General features: G+C 59.9%; 18 protein-coding genes. 2 read left to right on the forward strand and 16 right to left on the reverse strand.

Annotation, left to right across the window (positions count from 1 at the left end; genetic code table 11):
- The first annotated feature begins 61 nt into the window (after nt 1–61).
- Complete coding sequence (gene fdxA, locus ACP6KB_RS21315) at nt 62–385, forward strand: ferredoxin FdxA (protein WP_003252355.1); 324 nt, start codon at nt 62–64, stop codon at nt 383–385.
- 1,051 nt (nt 386–1,436) lie between these two features.
- On the opposite strand, the gene rpoS is transcribed toward fdxA, so the two are convergent.
- The 8 genes from rpoS to ACP6KB_RS21355 form a co-directional block, all read right to left on the reverse strand.
- Nucleotides 1,437–2,444, reverse strand: coding sequence for an RNA polymerase sigma factor RpoS (gene rpoS, locus ACP6KB_RS21320; RefSeq protein ID WP_442109245.1), 1,008 nt, complete (start codon nt 2,442–2,444; stop codon nt 1,437–1,439).
- Between the two features lie 107 nt (nt 2,445–2,551).
- Nucleotides 2,552–3,439 carry a peptidoglycan DD-metalloendopeptidase family protein gene (locus tag ACP6KB_RS21325; RefSeq protein ID WP_442109246.1) on the reverse strand — a complete coding sequence of 296 codons (888 nt, stop codon included), beginning with the start codon at nt 3,437–3,439 and terminating at the stop codon, nt 2,552–2,554.
- A 180-nt stretch (nt 3,440–3,619) separates the two neighbouring features.
- The gene (locus ACP6KB_RS21330) at nt 3,620–4,276 is read right to left on the reverse strand and encodes a protein-L-isoaspartate(D-aspartate) O-methyltransferase (protein WP_442109247.1); all 657 of its coding nucleotides are present in this window, start codon (nt 4,274–4,276) and stop codon (nt 3,620–3,622) included.
- Between the two features lie 20 nt (nt 4,277–4,296).
- The gene (surE, locus tag ACP6KB_RS21335; protein WP_442109248.1) at nt 4,297–5,046 is read right to left on the reverse strand and encodes a 5'/3'-nucleotidase SurE; all 750 of its coding nucleotides are present in this window, start codon (nt 5,044–5,046) and stop codon (nt 4,297–4,299) included.
- Nucleotides 5,034–6,092, reverse strand: coding sequence for a tRNA pseudouridine(13) synthase TruD (gene truD / locus ACP6KB_RS21340; RefSeq protein WP_442109249.1), 1,059 nt, complete (start codon nt 6,090–6,092; stop codon nt 5,034–5,036). Before truD ends, surE begins: the two co-directional genes overlap by 13 nt.
- Nucleotides 6,089–6,562: a 2-C-methyl-D-erythritol 2,4-cyclodiphosphate synthase gene (ispF, locus tag ACP6KB_RS21345; protein WP_442109250.1), complete on the reverse strand. Its 474-nt coding sequence runs from the start codon at nt 6,560–6,562 to the stop codon at nt 6,089–6,091. The genes truD and ispF overlap by 4 nt, the downstream gene beginning before the upstream one ends.
- A gap of 76 nt (nt 6,563–6,638) precedes the next feature.
- Nucleotides 6,639–7,487, reverse strand: a complete 849-nt coding sequence (gene fghA, locus ACP6KB_RS21350) for an S-formylglutathione hydrolase (RefSeq protein WP_442109251.1) — start codon at nt 7,485–7,487, stop codon at nt 6,639–6,641.
- An 8-nt stretch (nt 7,488–7,495) separates the two neighbouring features.
- Complete coding sequence (locus tag ACP6KB_RS21355; protein ID WP_442109252.1) at nt 7,496–8,608, reverse strand: S-(hydroxymethyl)glutathione dehydrogenase/class III alcohol dehydrogenase; 1,113 nt, start codon at nt 8,606–8,608, stop codon at nt 7,496–7,498.
- A gap of 107 nt (nt 8,609–8,715) precedes the next feature.
- On the opposite strand from ACP6KB_RS21355, the gene ACP6KB_RS21360 reads away from it, so the two are divergent.
- Nucleotides 8,716–9,630 (forward strand): LysR substrate-binding domain-containing protein, encoded by a 915-nt coding sequence (locus ACP6KB_RS21360; RefSeq protein ID WP_442109253.1) that lies wholly within the window; start codon nt 8,716–8,718, stop codon nt 9,628–9,630.
- A gap of 14 nt (nt 9,631–9,644) precedes the next feature.
- Here the strand turns inward: ACP6KB_RS21360 and ispD are convergent, their stop codons facing one another.
- The 8 genes from ispD to dnaE all read right to left on the reverse strand — a co-directional run bounded on the left by ispD (nt 9,645) and on the right by dnaE (nt 20,918).
- Nucleotides 9,645–10,352 carry a 2-C-methyl-D-erythritol 4-phosphate cytidylyltransferase gene (ispD, locus tag ACP6KB_RS21365; protein WP_442109254.1) on the reverse strand — a complete coding sequence of 236 codons (708 nt, stop codon included), beginning with the start codon at nt 10,350–10,352 and terminating at the stop codon, nt 9,645–9,647.
- Nucleotides 10,349–10,627, reverse strand: a complete 279-nt coding sequence (gene ftsB / locus ACP6KB_RS21370) for a cell division protein FtsB (RefSeq protein WP_442109255.1) — start codon at nt 10,625–10,627, stop codon at nt 10,349–10,351. Before ftsB ends, ispD begins: the two co-directional genes overlap by 4 nt.
- A gap of 163 nt (nt 10,628–10,790) precedes the next feature.
- Entirely contained in the window at nt 10,791–12,080 is a 1,290-nt protein-coding gene (gene eno / locus ACP6KB_RS21375; protein ID WP_442109256.1) for a phosphopyruvate hydratase, read from the reverse strand.
- Between the two features lie 154 nt (nt 12,081–12,234).
- Nucleotides 12,235–13,080 carry a 3-deoxy-8-phosphooctulonate synthase gene (gene kdsA / locus ACP6KB_RS21380; RefSeq protein ID WP_442109257.1) on the reverse strand — a complete coding sequence of 282 codons (846 nt, stop codon included), beginning with the start codon at nt 13,078–13,080 and terminating at the stop codon, nt 12,235–12,237.
- Nucleotides 13,081–13,083: 3 nt separating this feature from the next.
- Nucleotides 13,084–14,712: a CTP synthase gene (locus ACP6KB_RS21385; protein WP_442109258.1), complete on the reverse strand. Its 1,629-nt coding sequence runs from the start codon at nt 14,710–14,712 to the stop codon at nt 13,084–13,086.
- Nucleotides 14,713–14,983: 271 nt separating this feature from the next.
- Nucleotides 14,984–16,279, reverse strand: coding sequence for a tRNA lysidine(34) synthetase TilS (gene tilS, locus ACP6KB_RS21390; protein WP_442109259.1), 1,296 nt, complete (start codon nt 16,277–16,279; stop codon nt 14,984–14,986).
- A gap of 71 nt (nt 16,280–16,350) precedes the next feature.
- A complete protein-coding gene (locus ACP6KB_RS21395; protein ID WP_442109260.1) occupies nt 16,351–17,298 on the reverse strand; it encodes an acetyl-CoA carboxylase carboxyltransferase subunit alpha in 948 nt (315 codons plus the stop codon).
- Between the two features lie 98 nt (nt 17,299–17,396).
- A complete protein-coding gene (gene dnaE, locus ACP6KB_RS21400; protein WP_442109261.1) occupies nt 17,397–20,918 on the reverse strand; it encodes a DNA polymerase III subunit alpha in 3,522 nt (1,173 codons plus the stop codon).
- Nucleotides 20,919–20,995: the final 77 nt, after the last annotated feature.

Below are 20,995 nucleotides of genomic sequence, written 5' to 3' on the forward strand. Positions count from 1 at the left end.
CCAAACCGAGCGACCCTGTCTGGATGGGTATCGCTGCCGTCGCCTGAGGAGAGAATTAGAAATGACCTTCGTCGTCACCGACAACTGCATCAAGTGCAAGTACACCGACTGCGTAGAAGTCTGTCCGGTGGACTGCTTCTACGAAGGCCCGAACTTCCTGGTCATTCACCCGGATGAGTGCATCGACTGTGCACTGTGCGAGCCTGAATGCCCTGCCCAAGCCATTTTCTCGGAAGACGAAGTGCCAAGCGGCATGGAAAACTTCATCGAGCTCAATGCCGAGCTGGCAGAGATCTGGCCAAACATCACCGAGCGTAAGGACGCCCTGCCGGACGCTGAAGAGTGGGATGGCAAGCCAGGCAAGATTGCCGACCTGGAGCGCTAAGCGCTGCGGATCAAAAAAGGCCCTTCGAGGGCCTTTTTTTATGCGGCTGTGGGAGCGGGCTTGCCCCGCGATGCAGTGTCATTGGCGAAACGCGATCGCGGGGCAAGCCCGCTCCCACCGCGACAAGCCCTCCAGTCACCTCCACTCGGTCTCCTGAAGTCGCTAAGTTACGGTTGGGGGACTTGTAGGTTTGTCGCTTGTCGCTTTGTTTTTGCATTTGCTTTGCGTGCGCGTTAGTTCAGGCGCCGCGATTTGCGACTTCAGGAGGCTGAGTGGAGGTATTGCGGAGTGAGGTGACGGGCAGGAGCCCGTCAAGCGCTTCGGGCCATGGATGGCCCGTTAGCGCGGTCCTCGCGGGAGCAATGCCGGAGCGAGGGAACCCGGAGCGCAGCGTAGGGCCGGATGCAGGAGCGAGCGGTTTGCCTACTTTTCCAAGAAAAAGTAGGCCGCCGTAAGGGCGGAAGGGTCCAGTGGTGCCACCACAGCAATTGGATAAGCTCGCAACCCTCAAAGCCAAAGCCAATCCTTTCCCGGAAATCCGTGAAAAACCCAAAAAAAAGGGGCGGTTTGACCCGCCCACATTTTTTCCGTAGTCCCTTTATTCCCTGTCATCGTCCTGATGAATCGCGTCCTGCGATGTCCTTGGCCGTCATCCTTGAAAGCCTGTGTCAGTCCGTAGACACAGTTCAGATACTAGCGACTGCAGTAATTCCGGCAACGGGCCAAAGCTCTCAAAAAGCTGCAGAAACCCAACTGCAACAAAGTAAAAATCTCTTATCTATCAAGCAGCTACAAAAAAACTCACACTGGAAACGACAACGATTTACTAGAACCTATAGCAATGGCTTACATAACGAGTAAGCAAAAGCCTACATGGAAAACAACAGTAGCAACCTCGCTGGCTGCTTTTGGCTAAACCCGGATGTTTCCGCTGCAACGACAGGACATATCCAAACCAGGACGCGTTGCCGACACAAACAAAAACGCCTCGATCATATCGAGGCGTTCTTTGCTGCAGCATGCTTACTGCCTATAGCGTGTAGCTTACCGCTTACTGAAACAACGACTCACTGGACAGGCCGTTCTTCTCAAGGATCTCGCGCAGACGCTTGAGGCCCTCGACCTGAATCTGCCGAACCCGCTCACGGGTCAGACCGATCTCCAGCCCTACATCTTCCAGGGTACTGCTTTCATGCCCGCGCAGACCGAAGCGGCGAATCACCACCTCACGCTGCTTGTCGGTCAGTTCACCCAGCCATTGGTCAATGCTCTGGGACAAGTCATCGTCCTGAAGCAGTTCGCAGGGATCGGTGGGGCGATCGTCAGTCAGGGTATCGAGCAGGGTTTTGTCTGAATCTGGCCCCAAAGACACGTCTACCGACGACACGCGCTCGTTGAGCCCCAGCATGCGCTTGACTTCACCAACGGGCTTCTCCAGCAGGCTGGCGATCTCTTCCGGGGACGGTTCGTGATCGAGCTTCTGGGTGAGTTCGCGCGCCGCGCGCAGGTAAACGTTGAGTTCCTTGACCACATGAATGGGCAAGCGGATGGTACGGGTCTGGTTCATGATCGCCCGTTCGATGGTTTGCCGGATCCACCAAGTGGCGTAGGTAGAGAAACGGAAACCACGTTCAGGGTCAAACTTCTCGACCGCACGAATCAGGCCCAGGTTGCCCTCTTCGATCAGGTCCAGCAGCGAAAGCCCGCGATTGACATAGCGCCGGGCGATTTTCACCACCAGCCGCAGGTTACTTTCGATCATGCGCTTGCGGCCGGCCGGATCACCACTTTGCGACAAGCGCGCAAAATGGACTTCTTCCTCTGGCGACAGCAAAGGCGAAAAGCCGATTTCATTGAGGTACAACTGGGTTGCATCAAGCGCCCGAGTATAATCGATGTACTTGTGCTGCTTGAGCGAAGAGCCTTGTTTAGCCCTGGTCCGAACCGAAGGTACAGCAGGTTCGTCTGACACCACATCCGTTTCCAAAACGATGCCCGTCTCCATCAGGAGCACTTCATCGTCGATGTCAAACTCCGGCACTTCTTTACTGAGAGCCATTGTTATAGTCCTTTGCTGAGTTCGAACTCAGACTCGAGCGGCGCCCAGATCCTTGGCATCGCTGGAGCCTGTCCCCTCTACGCGAGGAACAGGCCGGGTACTAGCAATCAACGACGCGGCAGGAATTGCAGCGGATCAACAGGTTTGCCCTGGCGGCGAATCTCAAAATGCAGCTTCACCCGGTCTGTGCCCGTGGAACCCATTTCGGCAATTGTCTGCCCAACTTTGACCTGCTGTCCCTCCCGAACCAAAAGCCTGCGGTTGTGACCGTAGGCACTGACGTAGGTATCGCTGTGCTTGATGATGATCAACTCGCCGTAGCCCCGCAAGCCACTTCCGGCGTAGACAACTGAACCATCAGACGCAGCAAAAACAGGCTGTCCCAAATCACCGGCGATATCAATGCCTTTATTCAAACTGCCGTTTGAAGCAAATTTTCCAATCAGTACGCCACTGGCCGGCCACCCCCAGCCACCCACTGCGCGCTCTGCGGCAGACACCTGAACCGGTGCCGGTGTGGTGGTGGCGACTACAGGCGCCGGAGCCGGTGCAGGCGTCACTGGGGTGGTCGTTACAGGCTTGGCTGGTGTGCCTGCCGGGCGCGTGGTGATGGTGGTCTTGCTCGACGGCGAGGACGAGGTGGTCACCACGGTGGTGGCGCCTCTGGCCGGCCCGTTGGTGCCGCCGTCAAAACGGATCGCCTGGCCAGGACGGATGGTGTAAGGCGCTGCAATGTTGTTGCGCGCTGCCAGGGCCTTGTAGTCCCAGCCATAGCGAAAGGCGATGGAGTAAAGGGTATCGCCAGGGCGAACGACGTACTGGCCGCTGGTGGTAGCGGGACGCTTGGGCGCCGTTGCAGTACGGTCGACCACACGAGCACCGCTGCTGGTGGACGTGCTGGAGCAACCCGACACCAGCGAACCTACGGCAAGTGCAATCAGCAGAAGCTTGAAGCTCGAATTTCCTCTGCACTGCTGAATGATTGTGTGACTCACCCGCCGCTCCCTCTCATGGTGACTGCTGTGAAAATGCAATATTGTTGCAATTATAACCGAGGGCATACGCCTTGCGGATGCCGGGCATGCGCAAAATGTGAACCCCGACCGAACAGGGTAGCCCGCCAGATAGACAGGGCAAAGCCAGAGGAATTCGCTTGCGCTGAAAAAAAGTCCTGATCAGGCCAGAGGACCGGTCAGCAACGGCACAAAACGCACAGCACCCAGTACCTGCTGCGAGAAACCATGCTCTTCACGCACGATCAGCATCAAATGCTGGGTGTCGCCTGTCGGCCCCACGGGAATGACCATGCGCCCACCCGGAGCAAGTTGGTCAAGCAATGCCTGGGGAACTTCCTGAGCCACTGCGGTGACGATGATGCCATTGTAAGGTGCCAGCGCCGGCCAACCCTCACAGCCGTCGCCCCAACGGAATACCACGTTACGCAGGTTGAGTTCGGTCAAGCGCTCCTTGGCGCGATCCTGCAGGACCTTGATGCGCTCTACCGAGAATACCCGTTCGACCAGTTGCGCGAGGATCGCCGTTTGATAACCCGACCCGGTGCCAATCTCCAGCACCTTGTCCAGCGGGCCCGCCTGTAGCAGCAGCTCACTCATGTGCGCGACCATGAACGGCTGAGAAATCGTCTGGTTGTTGCCGATCGGCAACGCGGTGTCCTCATAGGCGCGGTGTGCCAGTGCCTCATCGACGAACAGGTGCCGGGGCGTACGGCGCAGCACGTCGATGACCTTGGGGTTGGACACACCTTCTTCGATCAACCGCTGAATCAGCCGCTCACGGGTTCGCTGCGAGGTAAAACCGATACCATGGCGCATCAGATCCTCCTGTTCACGCATCAGAGCAGCCCCTCCAGCCAACCATCCAGACGCTCGAAAGCATCATTGAAGGTGCGGTCGAGCTGCAATGGTGTGATCGAAACATACCCTTGCATCACCGCATGAAAATCCGTGCCGGGGCCACCATCTTCGGCATCCCCCGCCACCGCGATCCAGTAGCCTTCCTTACCCCGTGGATTAACCACCTTGGTCGGCGCCGCAGCACGGGCGCGATGCCCCAGACGTGTGAGCTGAATGCCGCGGATATGCTCAAGCGGCAAGTTGGGAATATTCACATTGAGCACGGTTCGCGGCGGCAATTCCAGGCTCTTGTGCGCCTCGACCAGCTTACGCGCAAAGTACGCCGCCGTCGGCAGGTTGTCGGGCAGGCGCGAGAGCAGCGAGAACGCGAAGGAGGTACCACCCAGGAAGCGCCCCTCAAGGGCAGCGGCCACGGTGCCGGAATACAGCACATCGTCACCCAGGTTCGCACCCAGGTTGATCCCCGACACCACCATGTCCGGGGTCGTCTCCAGCAGACCATTGAGCCCCAGGTGCACGCAGTCGGTCGGCGTCCCGTTGAGGCTGATGTAGCCATTGGCCAAGGTTTGCGGACACAGCGGCCGGTCGAGCGTCAGCGAACTGCTGGCGCCGCTTTTGTCTTGATCCGGGGCAATGACCACACAGTCGGCATAGTCCGCCAGCGCAGCATGCAGCGCTGCAAGTCCGGGGGCGGTGACACCATCATCATTCGAAATCAGAATACGCATGGGCTGTCCGTCTGCCCTGCCGACACCAGATCAACGAGCTCGCGCACCACCACGGTGGCAAAGCATCCGGCCGGAAGGACGAATTCCAGTTGCAGAATATCAGGCTCGGGATAATGCCACGTCAGACCGCCAATGGGCAGTCGCAGGATACGACGCTCATGGCTCATGCCTGCCCGCGCCAACCATTGGCACAACGCTGCGTGCTGCTCACCGATTCGCTGTTCCAGCGCACCAGCGACACCCGCCGCAGTTGACTGCCCTTCGCCCCACAGCGGGCCGGTAGGGTGCAAGTCGAGAATAGCCAGGCGCGGATCGGAACACTCCGCCTCGCCGGCCGGAAAAAAGCTGCGGCTGTCGGTAAAGGCTAACAGGTCACCGACCTGAGCCTGCTGCCAGCTGCCATCGGCTACACGCTGTGCCAGGACCTGGTTGAACAGATAGCTGCGTGCACTTGAGAGCAGCCGTGAGCGCACATTGCGCTGCTCCGGCAAGGCCTGGCGCTCCGCCCAGTCGCGGGCATCGTGCACATTGCCACCCTCATGACCGAAGCGTTGCGCGCCAAAGTAATTGGGAACTCCCTGAGCTTTCAGTTGCTCAAGGCGGGCGTCCAGCGCCGGGTGATCGGCGTTCAGGCCGGTCAGGCGCAAGGTGAAGCCGTTGGCCGAATGCGCACCGCGCTGCAATTTGCGCGAATGGCGGGTCTGCTTGAGGATGCTCAGGGTTTCGTTTTCCGCCGCGCTCAAGTCTGGATCGGCCTTGCCCGGCAGGTGCAGGCTGAACCATTGACGGGTCAGGGCCTGGCGATCCTTGAGGCCGGCATAACTGATATTGCGCAGCGGCACACCGGCTGCACGGGCCAGGCGGCGGGCAGCTTCTTCGGTATTGAGGTCGCGTTTTTCGACCCACAACCACAGGTGCTCGCCCGTACCAGACAAAGGAATGTCGAGGACTTCGTCAACCTGAAAGTCTTCAGCGACGGCCTTGAGAATGGCGCTGCCAAGTGCCGGGCCCGATGCACGCGGGCCGAGAAGTTCCAGTTCGGTCATGCTGGCAGCAACAAGGCGACGGCGTGAACCGCAATGCCTTCTTCGCGACCGGTGAAGCCAAGCTTCTCGGTAGTGGTGGCCTTGACGTTGACCTGATCGAGCTCGACCTGCAGGTCTTCGGCAATCAATGCGCGCATGCTGTCGATATGCGGTGCCATCTTCGGCGCCTGGGCGACGATGGTGGCGTCTACGTTGCCGACCTGCCAGCCTTTGGCCTGCACGATCTTGACCACGTGACGCAGCAACACACGGCTGTCAGCGCCCTTGAACTGCGGATCGGTATCAGGGAAATGCTTGCCGATGTCGCCCAGCGCAGCGGCGCCCAGCAGCGCATCACTCAGGGCGTGCAGCAACACGTCGCCATCGGAATGGGCCAGCAGCCCGAACCTGTGCGCAATGCGCACCCCACCCAAGGTGATGAAATCGCCTTCCGCGAAGCGGTGCACATCGTAGCCGTGGCCAATACGCATAAAAAAACGCCCTGATTGAGTCAGGGCGTGATTCTACCTGCTTTGGCGAGCCTTTGGCTCATTTGTAGGGAAGCTCCTACAACAAACCCAGTGCCACCCCATGATGGCGCAGATGCTCGTCGATAAAGCTGGCAATGAAGTAGTAACTATGGTCATAACCTGGCTGCAAACGCAGCTCCAGAGGATGGCCAACTGCCTTGGCCGCCTGCAGTAACGCCTGCGGTTTTAGCTGGTTTTCCAGGAAGTCATCACGATCCCCCTGATCGATCAGCAACGGCAAGCGTTCCTGCGCCTCGGCGATCAGTACAGTGGCATCCCATTCGCGCCAGCGCGTGCGGTCTTCGCCAAGGTAGCGGGAAAACGCCTTCTGCCCCCACGGACAATCCATCGGGTTGCTGATGGGCGCGAACGCCGACACCGAGTGATAGCGCCCGGGGTTGCGCAGTGCGCACACCAGCGCGCCATGGCCGCCCATCGAGTGACCGCTGATACCACGGCGATCGGAGGCAGGGAAATGCGCCTCGACCAGCTTCGGCAGCTCTTGCACCACGTAATCATGCATGCGGTAGTGCTGAGCCCAAGGTTGCTCGCTGGCGTTCAGGTAGAAACCCGCGCCCAGGCCAAAATCCCATGCACCGTCGGGATCGCCCGGCACCTGAGGCCCACGCGGGCTGGTGTCGGGAGCCACGATGATCAGTCCCAGCTCGGCGGCGAGCTTGTGCGCGCCGGCCTTTTGCATGAAGTTCTCGTCGGTGCAGGTCAGGCCGCTGAGCCAGTACAGTACCGGTAGCTTTCCGCCCTGCTCCGCCTGCGGCGGCAGGTAGACGGCAAACACCATGTCGCAACCGAGCACTTCGGAGCGGTGCCGGTAGCGCTTGTGCCAACCACCGAAGCTCTTCTGACAGGAAATGTTTTCCAGGCTCATGGCAAACCTCAGAAGTGGATGACGCTGCGGATGCTCTTGCCTTCATGCATCAGGTCGAAAGCTTTGTTGATGTCTTCCAGGCCCATGGTGTGGGTGATGAAGGTGTCCAGCGGGATTTCGCCTTTCTCCGACATCTCCACGTAGCTTGGCAGCTCGCTGCGGCCACGTACGCCACCGAACGCCGAACCGCGCCAGACCCGGCCGGTCACCAGCTGGAACGGACGGGTAGAGATTTCTTGACCGGCGCCAGCCACACCAATGATCACCGACTCACCCCAGCCCTTGTGGCAGCACTCCAGGGCCGCGCGCATCAGTTGCACGTTGCCGACGCACTCGAAGGAGAAGTCCACTCCGCCGTCAGTGAGGTCAACGATGACTTCCTGGATCGGGCGGTCGTAGTCTTTCGGGTTGACGCAATCGGTAGCGCCGAGCTGCTTGGCGATTTCAAATTTGCTCGGATTGATGTCGACGGCAATGATGCGCGAGGCCTTGGCCTTGACCGCGCCGATGATCGCCGAAAGCCCGATGCCGCCCAGGCCGAAGACTGCCACGGTGTCGCCCGGCTTGACCTTGGCGGTATTGAGCACAGCACCGATACCGGTGGTCACACCACAGCCTAGCAGGCAGACCTTCTCCAGCGGCGCTTCTTTCTGGATCTTGGCCACGGAAATTTCCGGCAGTACGGTGTACTCGGAGAACGTCGAGGTGCCCATGTAGTGGAACAGTTGCTGGCCTTTGTAGGAGAAGCGCGTGGTGCCGTCCGGCATCAGCCCTTTGCCCTGGGTCGCACGAATCGCTTGGCACAGGTTGGTCTTGCCCGAGCGGCAGAATTTGCACTGGCCGCATTCTGGGGTGTACAGCGGAATGACATGATCACCCACCGCCACCGAGGTCACGCCCTCGCCCACCGCCTCGACAATAGCGCCGCCTTCATGGCCGAGAATCGACGGGAAGATACCTTCCGGGTCGGCACCGGAGAGGGTGTAGGCATCGGTATGGCAAACACCGCTGGCGACCACACGCAACAGCACTTCGCCCGCCTTGGGCATGGCCACATCGACTTCGACAATCTCCAGCGGTTTCTTGGCCTCGAAGGCAACGGCGGCACGGGACTTGATCATCAATCTTCTCCAGCTAAGGGGTCAGTTCAAGCTGGAAGTGTAATTCATCGCCATTTGCTTAATAATCCAGGCAAAGACAAAACATTATTGCTGTTCAGGGATAATCGATGAGTAGCCGCTGGGAAGGTATCGACGAGTTTGTCGCAGTCGCCGAATCAGGTCAGTTCACCGCGGCGGCGGAGCGCCTGGGGGTTTCGTCTTCGCACATCAGCCGCCAGATCGCCCGCCTTGAAGACCGCCTGCAGACGCGCCTGCTGTACCGCAGCACGCGCAAAGTCACTTTGAGCGAAGCCGGGCAAACCTTCCTGCAGCACTGCCAACGCCTGCAAGATGGTCGCGAGGAAGCCTTACGCGCGATGAGCGATCTGACCAGCGAACCCAAGGGCTTGTTGCGCATGACCTGCGCGGTTGCCTATGGCGAGCGCTTTATCGTGCCGCTGGTCACGCGCTTCATGGCGCTGTACCCGCAATTGCGGGTCGATATCGAACTGAGCAACCGCACCCTGGATTTGCTGCACGAAGGGATGGACCTGGCGATTCGCCTGGGCCGGTTACAGGACTCACGCCTGATTGCCACGCGCCTGGCGCCGCGCCGCATGTACCTGTGCGCTTCACCGGCGTATCTGGAGCGGTACGGTCGGCCGCACAGCGTGTCGGAGCTGGCCCGGCACAATTGCCTGATTGGCAGTTCAGATATCTGGACCCTGCAGCAGGACGGTCGGGAGCAAGGTTTGCGGGTGCAAGGCAACTGGCGCTGCAACAGCGGCCAGGCGGTACTGGATGCGGCGTTGCAGGGCGTGGGGTTGTGTCAGTTGCCCGATTACTACGTGCTTGAGCACCTGAAAACCGGGGCGTTGGTGTCGCTGCTTGAGGCGCAGCAGCCGCCTAATACGGCGGTGTGGGCGTTGTATCCGCAGCAGCGGCATTTGTCGCCGAAGGTGCGTAGGCTGGTGGATTATTTACGTGAGGGGTTGGCGGGGTTACCGGAGTATCGCGGGGCAAGCCCGCTCCCACAGGGGTGATGTAGAGCCCGCGATTACTTACGCTGACTCCAACGCTGACGCAACCACTCCAGGTCTTCCGGCCGGGTGACCTTGATGTTATCGCTACGCCCTTCGATCAACCGCGGTGATTGCCCGGCCCATTCGATCGCCGATGACTCATCGGTGATTGCCACATCCGCCACCAGGCTATCGGCCAGCGCCCGGTGCAGCGCGCCAAGGCGGAACATCTGCGGGGTATACGCCTGCCATACCGTGCTGCGATCAATGGTCTTGCTGACCCGGCCATCGGCGTTGGCACGCTTGAGCGTGTCGCGGGCCGGCACGGCCAACAGCCCACCAACTGGATCGTCCGCAAGCTCGAACAGCAAGCGGTCGAGGTCGCTGCGCGCCAGGTTCGGGCGAGCGGCGTCGTGCACCAGCACCCAGTCACTGTCGGCAGCGCCTTGGGCGTGCAGCAACAGCAAGGCGTTGAGCACCGAGTCTGCGCGCTCCTGGCCACCAGCGGCACGCTGGATGCGCGGGTCACTGGCACAGCGCAAGCCCGGCCAGTAAGGATCGTCAGCAGCAACGCTGACTACCACCCCTTTGACACAGGGATGGTCAAGAAAACAGTCGAGGCTATGCTCGAGAATGGTCTTGCCGCCCAACTGCAGGTACTGCTTGGGACGGTCGGCAGCCATGCGGGCACCAACACCCGCAGCGGGAATCACGGCCCAGAAGGCCGGCAAGGTCTGGTTCATTGGGCAAGCTGGTAGAGGGTTTCGCCCTCTTTGACCATACCCAATTCATGGCGAGCCCGTTCTTCGACGGTTTCCATACCTTTCTTCAACTCCATGACTTCTGCATCAAGCACGCGATTACGCTCCAGCAAACGCTCGTTTTCGGCGTGCTGGTCAGCAATCTGTTGCTTGAGTTCGGCGACATGGGCCAGGCTGCCATTGCCTACCCACAAACGGTACTGCAGGCCACCGAGCAGCAGGAGCAGAACGAGGAACAACCAATAGGGACTGCGCATCAGGGTATCCAGTGGAAAAAGACTGCCACCTCTGCAGGGCACTGATGGCACGAAGCCTGGCCGAAGCCAGGCTTTGTGTATTCAGACCTGCTGCAATGGCATGCAGAACACTCAGTATGGTTGTTCTGCACACCTTGGCTGCTGTCTTTTTACCATCTCTTGCTTAGCCGCGAAACTCGGCACGACCACGGTACACAGCCTTGCTGCCCAGTTGCTCTTCGATACGCAGCAGCTGGTTGTACTTGGAAACGCGGTCGGAACGGCACAGCGAACCGGTTTTGATCTGGCCAGCAGCGGTACCTACAGCGAGGTCGGCAATGGTCGAATCTTCGGTTTCGCCCGAACGGTGCGAGATGACGGCAGTGTAACCGGCAGCCTTGGCCATCTGGATGGCTTCCAGGGTTTCGGTCAGCGAGCCGATCTGGTTGAACTTGATCAGGATCGAGTTGCCGATCTGCTTGTCGATGCCTTCTTTCAAGATCTTGGTGTTGGTCACGAACAGGTCGTCACCGACCAGTTGTACCTTGGCACCGATCTTGTCGGTGAGGATCTTCCAGCCAGCCCAGTCGGACTCGTCCAGACCGTCTTCGATCGAGATGATCGGGAAACGCTCGGTCAGACCCTTCAGGTACTCGGCAAAACCTTCGGCGTCGAACGACTTGCCTTCGCCGGACAGGTTGTACTTGCCGTCTTCGTAGAATTCGCTGGCCGCGCAGTCCAGTGCCAGGGTCACGTCGGTGCCCAGCTTGTAACCAGCGTTGGCCACAGCTTCAGCGATGGCGCCCAGGGCGTCTTCGTTGGAAGCCAGGTTAGGTGCGAAACCACCTTCGTCACCTACAGCGGTGTTCAGGCCACGGGCCTTGAGCACGGCTTTGAGGTGATGGAAAATTTCGGTGCCCATGCGCAGGCCATCCGAGAAGGTCTTGGCGCCAACCGGCTGAACCATGAACTCCTGAATGTCGACGTTGTTGTCGGCGTGCTCGCCACCGTTGATGATGTTCATCATCGGAACCGGCATCGAGTACTGACCCGGGGTGCCGTTGAGGTTGGCGATGTGCGCGTACAGCGGCAAGTCCTGATCCTGTGCAGCGGCCTTGGCAGCAGCCAGCGACACGGCGAGGATGGCGTTAGCGCCCAGGTTGGCTTTGTTCTCGGTGCCGTCCAGCTCGATCATGGCGCGGTCGAGGGCTTTCTGGTCAACCGGATCTTTACCCAGCAGCAGGCTACGGATCGGGCCGTTGATGTTGGCAACAGCTTTCAGTACGCCCTTACCCATGTAACGGCTCTTGTCGCCATCACGCAGCTCCAGCGCTTCGCGCGAGCCAGTGGAAGCACCGGACGGCGCGCAGGCGCTGCCGATGATGCCGTTGTCGAGCAGCACGTCCGCTTCTACGGTAGGGTTACCACGCGAATCGAGAACTTCACGACCTTTGATGTCGACGATTTTTGCCATTGTTGTAAGCACTCCAGAATTGACGAAAACAACGCAGCTGAAAAAAATCTTTGCCGTTCGCCTGGCTGTTGAAAACGGGCAGGCCTGACGAAAGCGTGCCCCTGACCCGTGGGTCAGGGGTTGAACGAGCGGTACTTTACCGGAGAAATGAGGATTACGCGGTTTCTACCGTCGGAAAACTCTTCACCAGATCGTCCAGTTGCTTGAGCTGGGCCAGGAATGGCTCCAGTTTGTCCAGGCGCAGGGCGCATGGACCGTCGCACTTGGCGTTGTCCGGGTCAGGGTGGGCTTCAAGGAAAAGCCCGGCCAGGCCCTGGCTCAGACCGGCCTTGGCCAGGTCGGTAACCTGGGCACGGCGGCCACCGGCGGAATCGGAGCGACCACCCGGCATCTGCAGGGCGTGGGTCACGTCGAAGAACACCGGGTATTGGAACTGCTTCATGATACCGAAGCCGAGCATGTCAACCACAAGGTTGTTGTAGCCAAAGCTCGAGCCACGCTCACAGAGGATCAACTGCTCGTTACCGGCTTCCTCGCACTTGGTCAGGATGTGTTTCATTTCCTGAGGTGCGAGGAACTGGGCTTTCTTGATGTTGATCACTGCGCCCGTTTTGGCCATGGCCACCACCAGGTCGGTTTGACGCGACAGGAAGGCAGGCAACTGGATGATGTCGCACACGTCTGCCACGGCTTGCGCCTGGTGCGGCTCGTGCACATCGGTAATCACGGGCACGTTGAAGGTGCGCTTGATCTCTTCGAAGATCTTCATCCCCTCTTCCAGGCCTGGGCCACGGTAAGAGTTGATCGACGAACGGTTGGCCTTGTCGAAGCTGGCCTTGAACACGTAAGGGATACCGAGCTTCTCGGTAACCCGCACGTACTCTTCGCAGACCTTCATAGCCAGGTCACGGGACTCCAGCACGTTCATGCCGCCGAACAGAACGAACGGCTTGTCGTTGGCGATCTCGATGTTACCGACGCGGATGATCTTCTGAGTCATGTATCAGGCCTTGTTCTTTTGAGCCAATGCAGCCTTGACGAAACCGCTGAACAGCGGGTGACCGTCACGCGGCGTCGAGGTGAACTCAGGGTGGAACTGGCAAGCGACGAACCACGGATGATCCTTCGACTCGACCACTTCGACCAGCGCGCCGTCGCCGGAACGACCAGAAACCTTCAGGCCCGCTTCGACCAGCTGTGGCAGCAGTTTGTTGTTCACTTCGTAACGATGACGATGACGCTCGACGATCACGTCCTTGGCGTAGCAATCGTGGACTTTGGAGCCGCTTTCCAGCTGGCACTCCTGAGCGCCCAGACGCATGGTGCCGCCCAGGTCGGAGGCTTCGTCACGGGTCTCAACAGCGCCGGTGGCATCTTCCCACTCGGTGATCAGACCCACTACCGGGTGACCGCTGTTGCGATCGAACTCGGTGGAGTTGGCATCTTTCCAGCCCATGACGTTACGGGCGAACTCGATCACAGCGACCTGCATGCCCAGGCAGATACCCAGGTACGGAACCTTGTTCTCGCGAGCATATTGCACGGCAGTGATCTTGCCTTCGACACCGCGCAGGCCAAAGCCGCCCGGTACCAGGATCGCATCGGCACCTTCGAGCAGGCTGGTGCCCTGGTTCTCGATGTCTTCGGAGTCGATGTAACGCAGGTTGACCTTGGTACGGTTCTGGATACCGGCATGGCTCATCGCTTCGATCAGCGACTTGTAGGCGTCCAGCAGTTCCATGTACTTGCCGACCATGGCGATGGTGACTTCATGCTCAGGATTGAGCTTGGCATCAACCACCTTTTCCCACTCGGACAAGTCAGCGCCATTGCACTGCAGGCCAAAGCGCTCTACGACGAAGTCGTCCAGGCCCTGGGCGTGCAGCACGGCAGGAATCTTGTAGATGGTGTCGACGTCTTCCAGCGAAATCACCGCACGTTCTTCAACGTTGGTGAACAGGGCGATCTTGCGACGCGACGACACATCGACCGGATGGTCGGAGCGGCAGATCAGCACATCAGGCTGCAGGCCGATGGAGCGCAGCTCTTTGACCGAGTGCTGAGTCGGCTTGGTTTTGGTCTCGCCAGCGGTGGCGATGTACGGCACCAGCGTCAGGTGCATGAGCATGGCGCGCTTGGAGCCTACTTCAACGCGCAGCTGACGGATTGCTTCGAGGAACGGTTGCGACTCGATGTCACCTACAGTACCGCCGATTTCCACCAGGGCCACGTCGGCATCGCCAGCACCCTTGATGATGCGGCGCTTGATCTCGTCGGTGATGTGCGGAATGACCTGGATGGTCGCACCCAGGTAATCACCACGGCGCTCTTTGCGCAGCACGTGCTCGTAGATACGGCCGGTGGTGAAGTTGTTGTTCTGGGTCATGGTCGTGCGGATGAACCGCTCGTAGTGGCCCAGGTCCAGGTCGGTTTCGGCGCCGTCGTGGGTAACGAACACTTCACCGTGCTGGAACGGGCTCATGGTGCCCGGGTCGACGTTGATGTACGGGTCCAGCTTGAGCATGGTGACCTTGAGCCCCCGCGCCTCCAGGATGGCCGCCAATGAAGCCGAGGCAATGCCTTTCCCCAATGAAGAAACAACACCGCCCGTGACGAATATGTAGCGCGTCATGTAAAACCCTAGAAGTCTGCGTTAAAGCGGTCTGCGCCGCCGGGGAAAGCGAAGGAAGGCCGAAGCCCCCGATCACCTGCGTCAATCACAGTGCTACTTAAAAAACTGCCGCGTCTGGACAGACCGGGGGCTATAGACCCGGTACGGAGCTCGCTACACATTTTTAGAATCGCCCAGCAAAGAACTGCTTGGTAATCGGCAACTGCCGTGATTTCAGGGAAGCCACAGAAGTTGTATCAAGAAGGGAGCGTAGTCTACCGGAATGTGCCTTTCATCTCAAACCTTGCGCGCTCGTCGGTACACACCACTGCAATTGCCAGGCTCCCTGGCTCAGTTGCGGCAGGTTGGCCACTGCCAGCAACTGCTCGCCACAATAGAGCAAAGGCAGGCGGCCACGGACGAATGCCGGTAGCTGCAGCTCGTTGAGCAGGCGCTTGAGATCACGCTGGCCCCGCCCCTGAATCGTCAGGGTTTCGCCCCCCTGCCGATAGGCAATGTGCAACGCCCCCTGCGGCAACGTGCCGCTGAGGCTGACGCTGCCATTATCACTCAGCGCCAGCGGCGTAGCCGGATCGGCCCAGTGTTGCGGCGCCTGCGGCGCACTCAGCCAGGGCCCAGCCAGCCACCAGATGCGTGAGTGACTGCGATGCAGCTCGCCGTCGGTCAGACGCCATCGTGGCCGCCCGTCGGATGCTGCATCACGCAGTGCCTCCCAGCCGGCCCAATGCCGGGTATCGGGCAAACGCGTGCGTTGCGCCAGCCAGAACTGCAGGGCGTTGCGCTGACGGGCAGGCGACAACTGGCGCAGCACGTCCAGGTCCAGCGAATCGAGGCCGAGCCAGTCGAAAGGGCTCGCGGAAGCCGCCAGTGCCAGATCCTGAATTGCCAATTCATCCAGCAGGCCTTGCGCCTCACTCAAGTGCTCTGCACTTCGCGCCAGGCTTTGCGCCGCCTGCGGCCAACGGTGCAGCAGTGCCGGGAACACCTGATGACGCAGGTAGTTGCGGGAAAACTGCAGGTCGTCGTTGGACGGATCCTCAACCCACAGCAGACGCTGTGCCTGAGCATAACGCCGCAGCTCTTCGCGTGCGACGCCAAGCAGCGGCCGAACCAGCTCCCCCTGACCGAGCGGGCGCTGCTCAGGCATCGCCGCCAAGCCACGCAACCCGGCACCACGCAGCAAGCGAAACAACAGGGTTTCAGCCTGGTCTTCACGGTGCTGCCCGGTCAACAGCACTTCGCCCGGACGCAGGGCATCAGCGAAGGCCGCATAACGCGCCTCGCGGGCACCCTGCTCCAGGCTGGCACCCAGGCTGACCTTGACGTGGATGATCTGTAGTTCGATGCCAAGATCGTCGCACAGCCGCTGGCAATGGGCTGGCCAGGCATCAGCAGCCGCTTGCAGGCCGTGGTGGATGTGGATGGCGCGGATCGCAGGCAGGGGATGTTGGCGGGACAGGCTGGCCAACAGGTGCAGGAGCACTGTGGAGTCGAGGCCGCCAGAGAGGGCGACGCACCAGGCGGGGGCCTGGAGCCAGGGGGATAGTACGCGCTTGAGATCGATCATCGGTTTGCAACCGATCGCGGGGCAAGCCCACTCCCACCGTGGGAGCGGGCTTGCCCCGCGATGACCTCAAATCAGAGCCCGTAGCTCATCAGACGGTCATAACGGCGCTTGAGCAGCGCGTCGTTGTCGAACTTCTTGAGCATGTCCAGCTGCTCGATCAGATCACCACGAATGGACGCCGACATTTTAGCCGGATCACGGTGGGCACCACCCAGCGGCTCAGGGATGACCTTGTCAACGATACCCAGGCCTTTCAGGCGCTCGGCGGTAATACCCATGGCTTCGGCAGCGTCAGAGGCTTTTTCGGCAGTCTTCCACAGGATCGAAGCGCACCCTTCTGGCGAAATCACCGAGTAGGTGGAGTACTGCAGCATGTTCAACTGGTCGCATACACCAATGGCCAGCGCACCGCCGGAACCACCCTCACCGATAACGGTGGCGATGATCGGGGTTTTCAGGCGCGCCATGACCCGCAGGTTCCAGGCAATCGCTTCGCTCTGGTTACGCTCTTCAGCGTCGATACCCGGGTAAGCGCCCGGGGTGTCGATGAAGGTGAGGATTGGCATCTTGAAACGCTCAGCCATTTCCATCAGGCGGCAGGCCTTGCGGTAGCCTTCCGGACGCGGCATACCGAAGTTGCGGCGCACTTTCTCACGCACTTCACGGCCTTTCTGATGACCGATCACCATCACTGGTTTGTCATCCAGACGCGCGATACCACCGACAATCGCGGCGTCGTCAGCGAAGTGCCGATCACCGTGCAGCTCGTCGAACTCGGTGAAGATGTGGTCGATGTAGTCCAGGGTGTATGGACGACGTGGATGACGCGCCAGGCGGGCGATCTGCCAGCTGGTCAGGTTACCGAAGATGCTTTCGGTCAAGGTGCTGCTTTTGTCTTGCAGACGGGCGATTTCATCGCCGATGTTCAGCGAGTTGTCATTGCCAACCAGGCGCAGCTCTTCGATCTTGGCTTGCAGGTCAGCAATCGGCTGTTCGAAATCCAGAAAATTCGGGTTCATAGGCATCCGTCTAGGGTCTACGGCCAGGCGGCCGGCCGGTTGATCCGTTTGGCGCCCTACCTTAAGGGATCAGGCGCATTCAGGTCGAGATTAAAAATTCATCGATATTGCAAAAAGACGTTCTCACGCCCGAACTGGTCACGCAGTGCCTGAATCAGACCATCTGCCGGGTCGATTCGCCAGCTTTCACCAAACTGCAGCATCGCCCGGGCATCGCTGCCGGTGTACTCCATCGTCACCGGGCAAGCACCCCGGTGCTGGCGCAGCAGATCGCCCAACCAGTTAAGACGATCGCCCTTGAGCGCGTCGCGGTGGATTTTCAGGCGCAAGCTTTCTGCCAGGTTCGTTCGCGCATCTTCCATGCTCATGACCCGCTTGACCCGCAAGCGCAGGCCGCCGGAGAAGTCATCGTTGCTGACCTCGCCTTCGACCACCACCATGGCGTCGGTCTGCAACAAGGCCTGCGCGGCCATGAAGGCATCGGCGAACAACGAAGCCTCGATGCGGCCTGAGCGGTCATCGAGGGTGACAAAACCCATCTTGTCGCCCTTTTTGTTCTTCATCACCCGCAGGGCAATGATCATCCCGGCGACCGTCTGGGTATCGCGGGCCGGTTTCAGGTCGATGATGCGCTGGCGGGCGAAACGGCGGATCTCACCTTCATATTCGTCAATCGGGTGACCGGTCAGGTACAGGCCCAGGGTGTCTTTCTCACCCCGCAAGCGTTCCTTGAGCGTCAGTTCGCGGGCCTTGCGGTGATTGGCATAGACATCGGCATCGGCTTCAACGAACAACCCGCCAAACAAGTCGGCATGCCCGCTGTCGGCAGTGCGTGCGGTTTGTTCGGCAGACTTGATCGCTTCTTCCATGGCTGCCAGCAACACCGCGCGGTTGCGGTCGATGTTGGCCTGATAGGCCTTGAGCTCATCGTGGAAAAACGGCCCCAGGCGATCCAGGGCGCCACTGCGCACCAGCGCGTCGAGGGTGCGCTTGTTGATGCGCTTGAGGTCGACGCGCTCACAGAAATCAAACAGATCCTTGAACGGACCGCCCTGGCGCGCTTCGACAATGGCCTCTACCGGCCCCTCACCCACGCCCTTGATCGCCCCCAGGCCATAGACGATACGACCATCATCATTGACCGTGAATTTGAAGTCGGAGGTGTTTACGTCTGGCGCATCGAGGCGCAGCTTCATGCTGCGTACTTCCTCGATCAAGGTAACGACCTTGTCGGTGTTGTGCATATCCGCCGACAGTACCGCAGCCATGAACGGCGCCGGGTAGTGGGTTTTCAGCCAGGCGGTCTGGTACGACACCAGGCCATAGGCGGCGGAGTGAGATTTGTTGAAGCCGTAACCGGCGAATTTCTCTACCAGATCGAAGATGTTACCCGCAAGGTCGCCATCGATACCGTTGCTGGCACAACCCTCAATGAAGCCGCCACGCTGCTTGGCCATTTCCTCGGGCTTTTTCTTACCCATGGCCCGGCGCAGCATGTCCGCGCCACCCAGGGTATAGCCAGCCATCACCTGGGCAATCTGCATCACCTGTTCCTGATACAGGATGATGCCGTAGGTCGGCGCCAGTACCGGCTGCAGGCCGTCGTACTGGTAGTCCGGGTGCGGGTAAGCCAGCTCGGCGCGACCGTGCTTACGGTTGATGAAGTCGTCCACCATGCCCGATTGCAGCGGGCCGGGACGGAACAGTGCTACCAGTGCAATCAGGTCTTCAAGGCAGTCGGGCTTGAGCTTTTTGATCAGCTCTTTCATACCCCGCGATTCAAGCTGGAATACCGCCGTGGTTTCGGCCTTTTGCAGCAGCTCGTAGGTTTTCTTGTCATCGAGCGGGATGAAGTCGATGTTCAGGTCATCCAGGCCCTGCTTGGCCTGCTCGCGGTTGATGGTTTCCATCGCCCACTTGATGATGGTCAGGGTCCGCAGGCCGAGAAAGTCGAACTTCACCAGGCCCGCTGCCTCGACATCATCCTTGTCGAACTGGGTGACCAGGCCGCCGCCCTCTTCATCACAGGCGATCGGCGAGAAGTCGGTGAGCTTGGTCGGCGCGATAACCACACCACCGGCGTGCTTACCGGTACCACGACAGACACCCTCAAGCTTGAGGGCCATGTCCCAGATTTCCTTGGCATCCTCATCGGTCTTGAGGAAGTCGCGCAGCACTTCCTCCTGCTCGTAGGCCTTTTCCAGGGTCATGCCGACTTCGAACGGGATCATTTTCGACAGGCGATCAGCCAGGCCGTAGGACTTGCCTTGTACCCGCGCCACGTCGCGCACCACCGCCTTGGCGGCCATGGTACCGAAGGTGATGATCTGGCTGACCGCATTACGGCCATAGGCGTCGGCCACGTACTCGATGACCCGGTCGCGGCCATCCATGCAGAAGTCGACGTCGAAGTCGGGCATGGAAACCCGCTCGGGGTTGAGGAAACGTTCGAACAGCAGGTCGTAGGCCAGCGGATCGAGGTCGGTAATCTTCAATACATAAGCGACCAACGAACCGGCACCCGAACCCCGGCCCGGGCCTACCGGCACACCGTTGTTCTTGGCCCACTTGATGAAGTCCATAACGATCAGGAAGTAACCGGGGAAGCCCATCTGGATGATGATATCCAGCTCGAACTTCAAGCGATCGAGGTAAACCTGACGTTTTTCTTCGTAGTTTGGCGTGGTGTCTTTCGGCCACAACACCGCCAGACGCTCTTCCAGACCTTCATGGGAGACATGCCGCAGGTAATCGTCGATGCCCATGCCATTGGGGGTGGGGAAGTCCGGCAGGAAGTGCTTGCCCAGCTGGACCTGGATATTGCAACGCTTGGCAATTTCCACGGTGTTGGCCACGGCGTCAGGCAGATCGCTGAACAGCTCGGCCATTTCTTCCGGGCTTTTCAGGTATTGCTGATCACTGTAATTGCGCGAGCGGCGCGGGTCGTCCAGGGCGCGGCCTTCACCGATGCATACGCGGGTTTCATGGGCGTCGTAGTCCGACTGCTTGATGAAACGCACATCGTTGGTCGCCACCAAGGGCGCGTTGAGCTTGTCGGCCAGAGCCACTGCGGCATGCAGGTATTCTTCGTCACCGGCGCGGTTGGTGCGCTGCACTTCGACATAGAAGCGCTCTGGGAACATCGCCATCCAGTCTTGCAGCAAGGCCTGGGCTTCGTCGAGGTTGCCACTGAGCAACGCCATGCCGATATCGCCCTCTTTGCCCGCAGACAGGGCGATCAGGCCCTCACTGGCCGCTGGGATCCAGTCACGCTCGATAATCACCAGGCCATTACGCTGGCCTTCGACCCAGCCGCGAGAGATCAACTCGGTCAGGTTGCGATAGCCCTTTGCATCCATGGCCAGAAAGCAGATGCGTGACAGCGGCGCGTCGGGATCGGCATTGGCCAGCCACAGGTCGGCACCGCAGATCGGCTTGATCCCCGAGCCCATGGCGTTTTTGTAGAACTTGACCAGCGAACACATGTTGCTCTGATCAGTCACCGCCACCGCCGGCATGTTCATCGCGGCCAATGCCTTGGCCAGCGGCTTGATCCGCACCAGGCCATCGACCAGCGAGAATTCAGTGTGCAGGCGAAGATGAACGAAAGAAGCCGACATGATGATCCTATAGCAGCACAAAACAACAAGGCCCGGATTGTACCGGGCCTTGATGAAAACATCAGCCAGCGCGGGGT

It is taken from the genome of Pseudomonas sp. NUPR-001 (genome assembly GCF_052147955.1).
In the GTDB taxonomy this organism is placed as follows: Bacteria; Pseudomonadota; Gammaproteobacteria; order Pseudomonadales; family Pseudomonadaceae; genus Aquipseudomonas.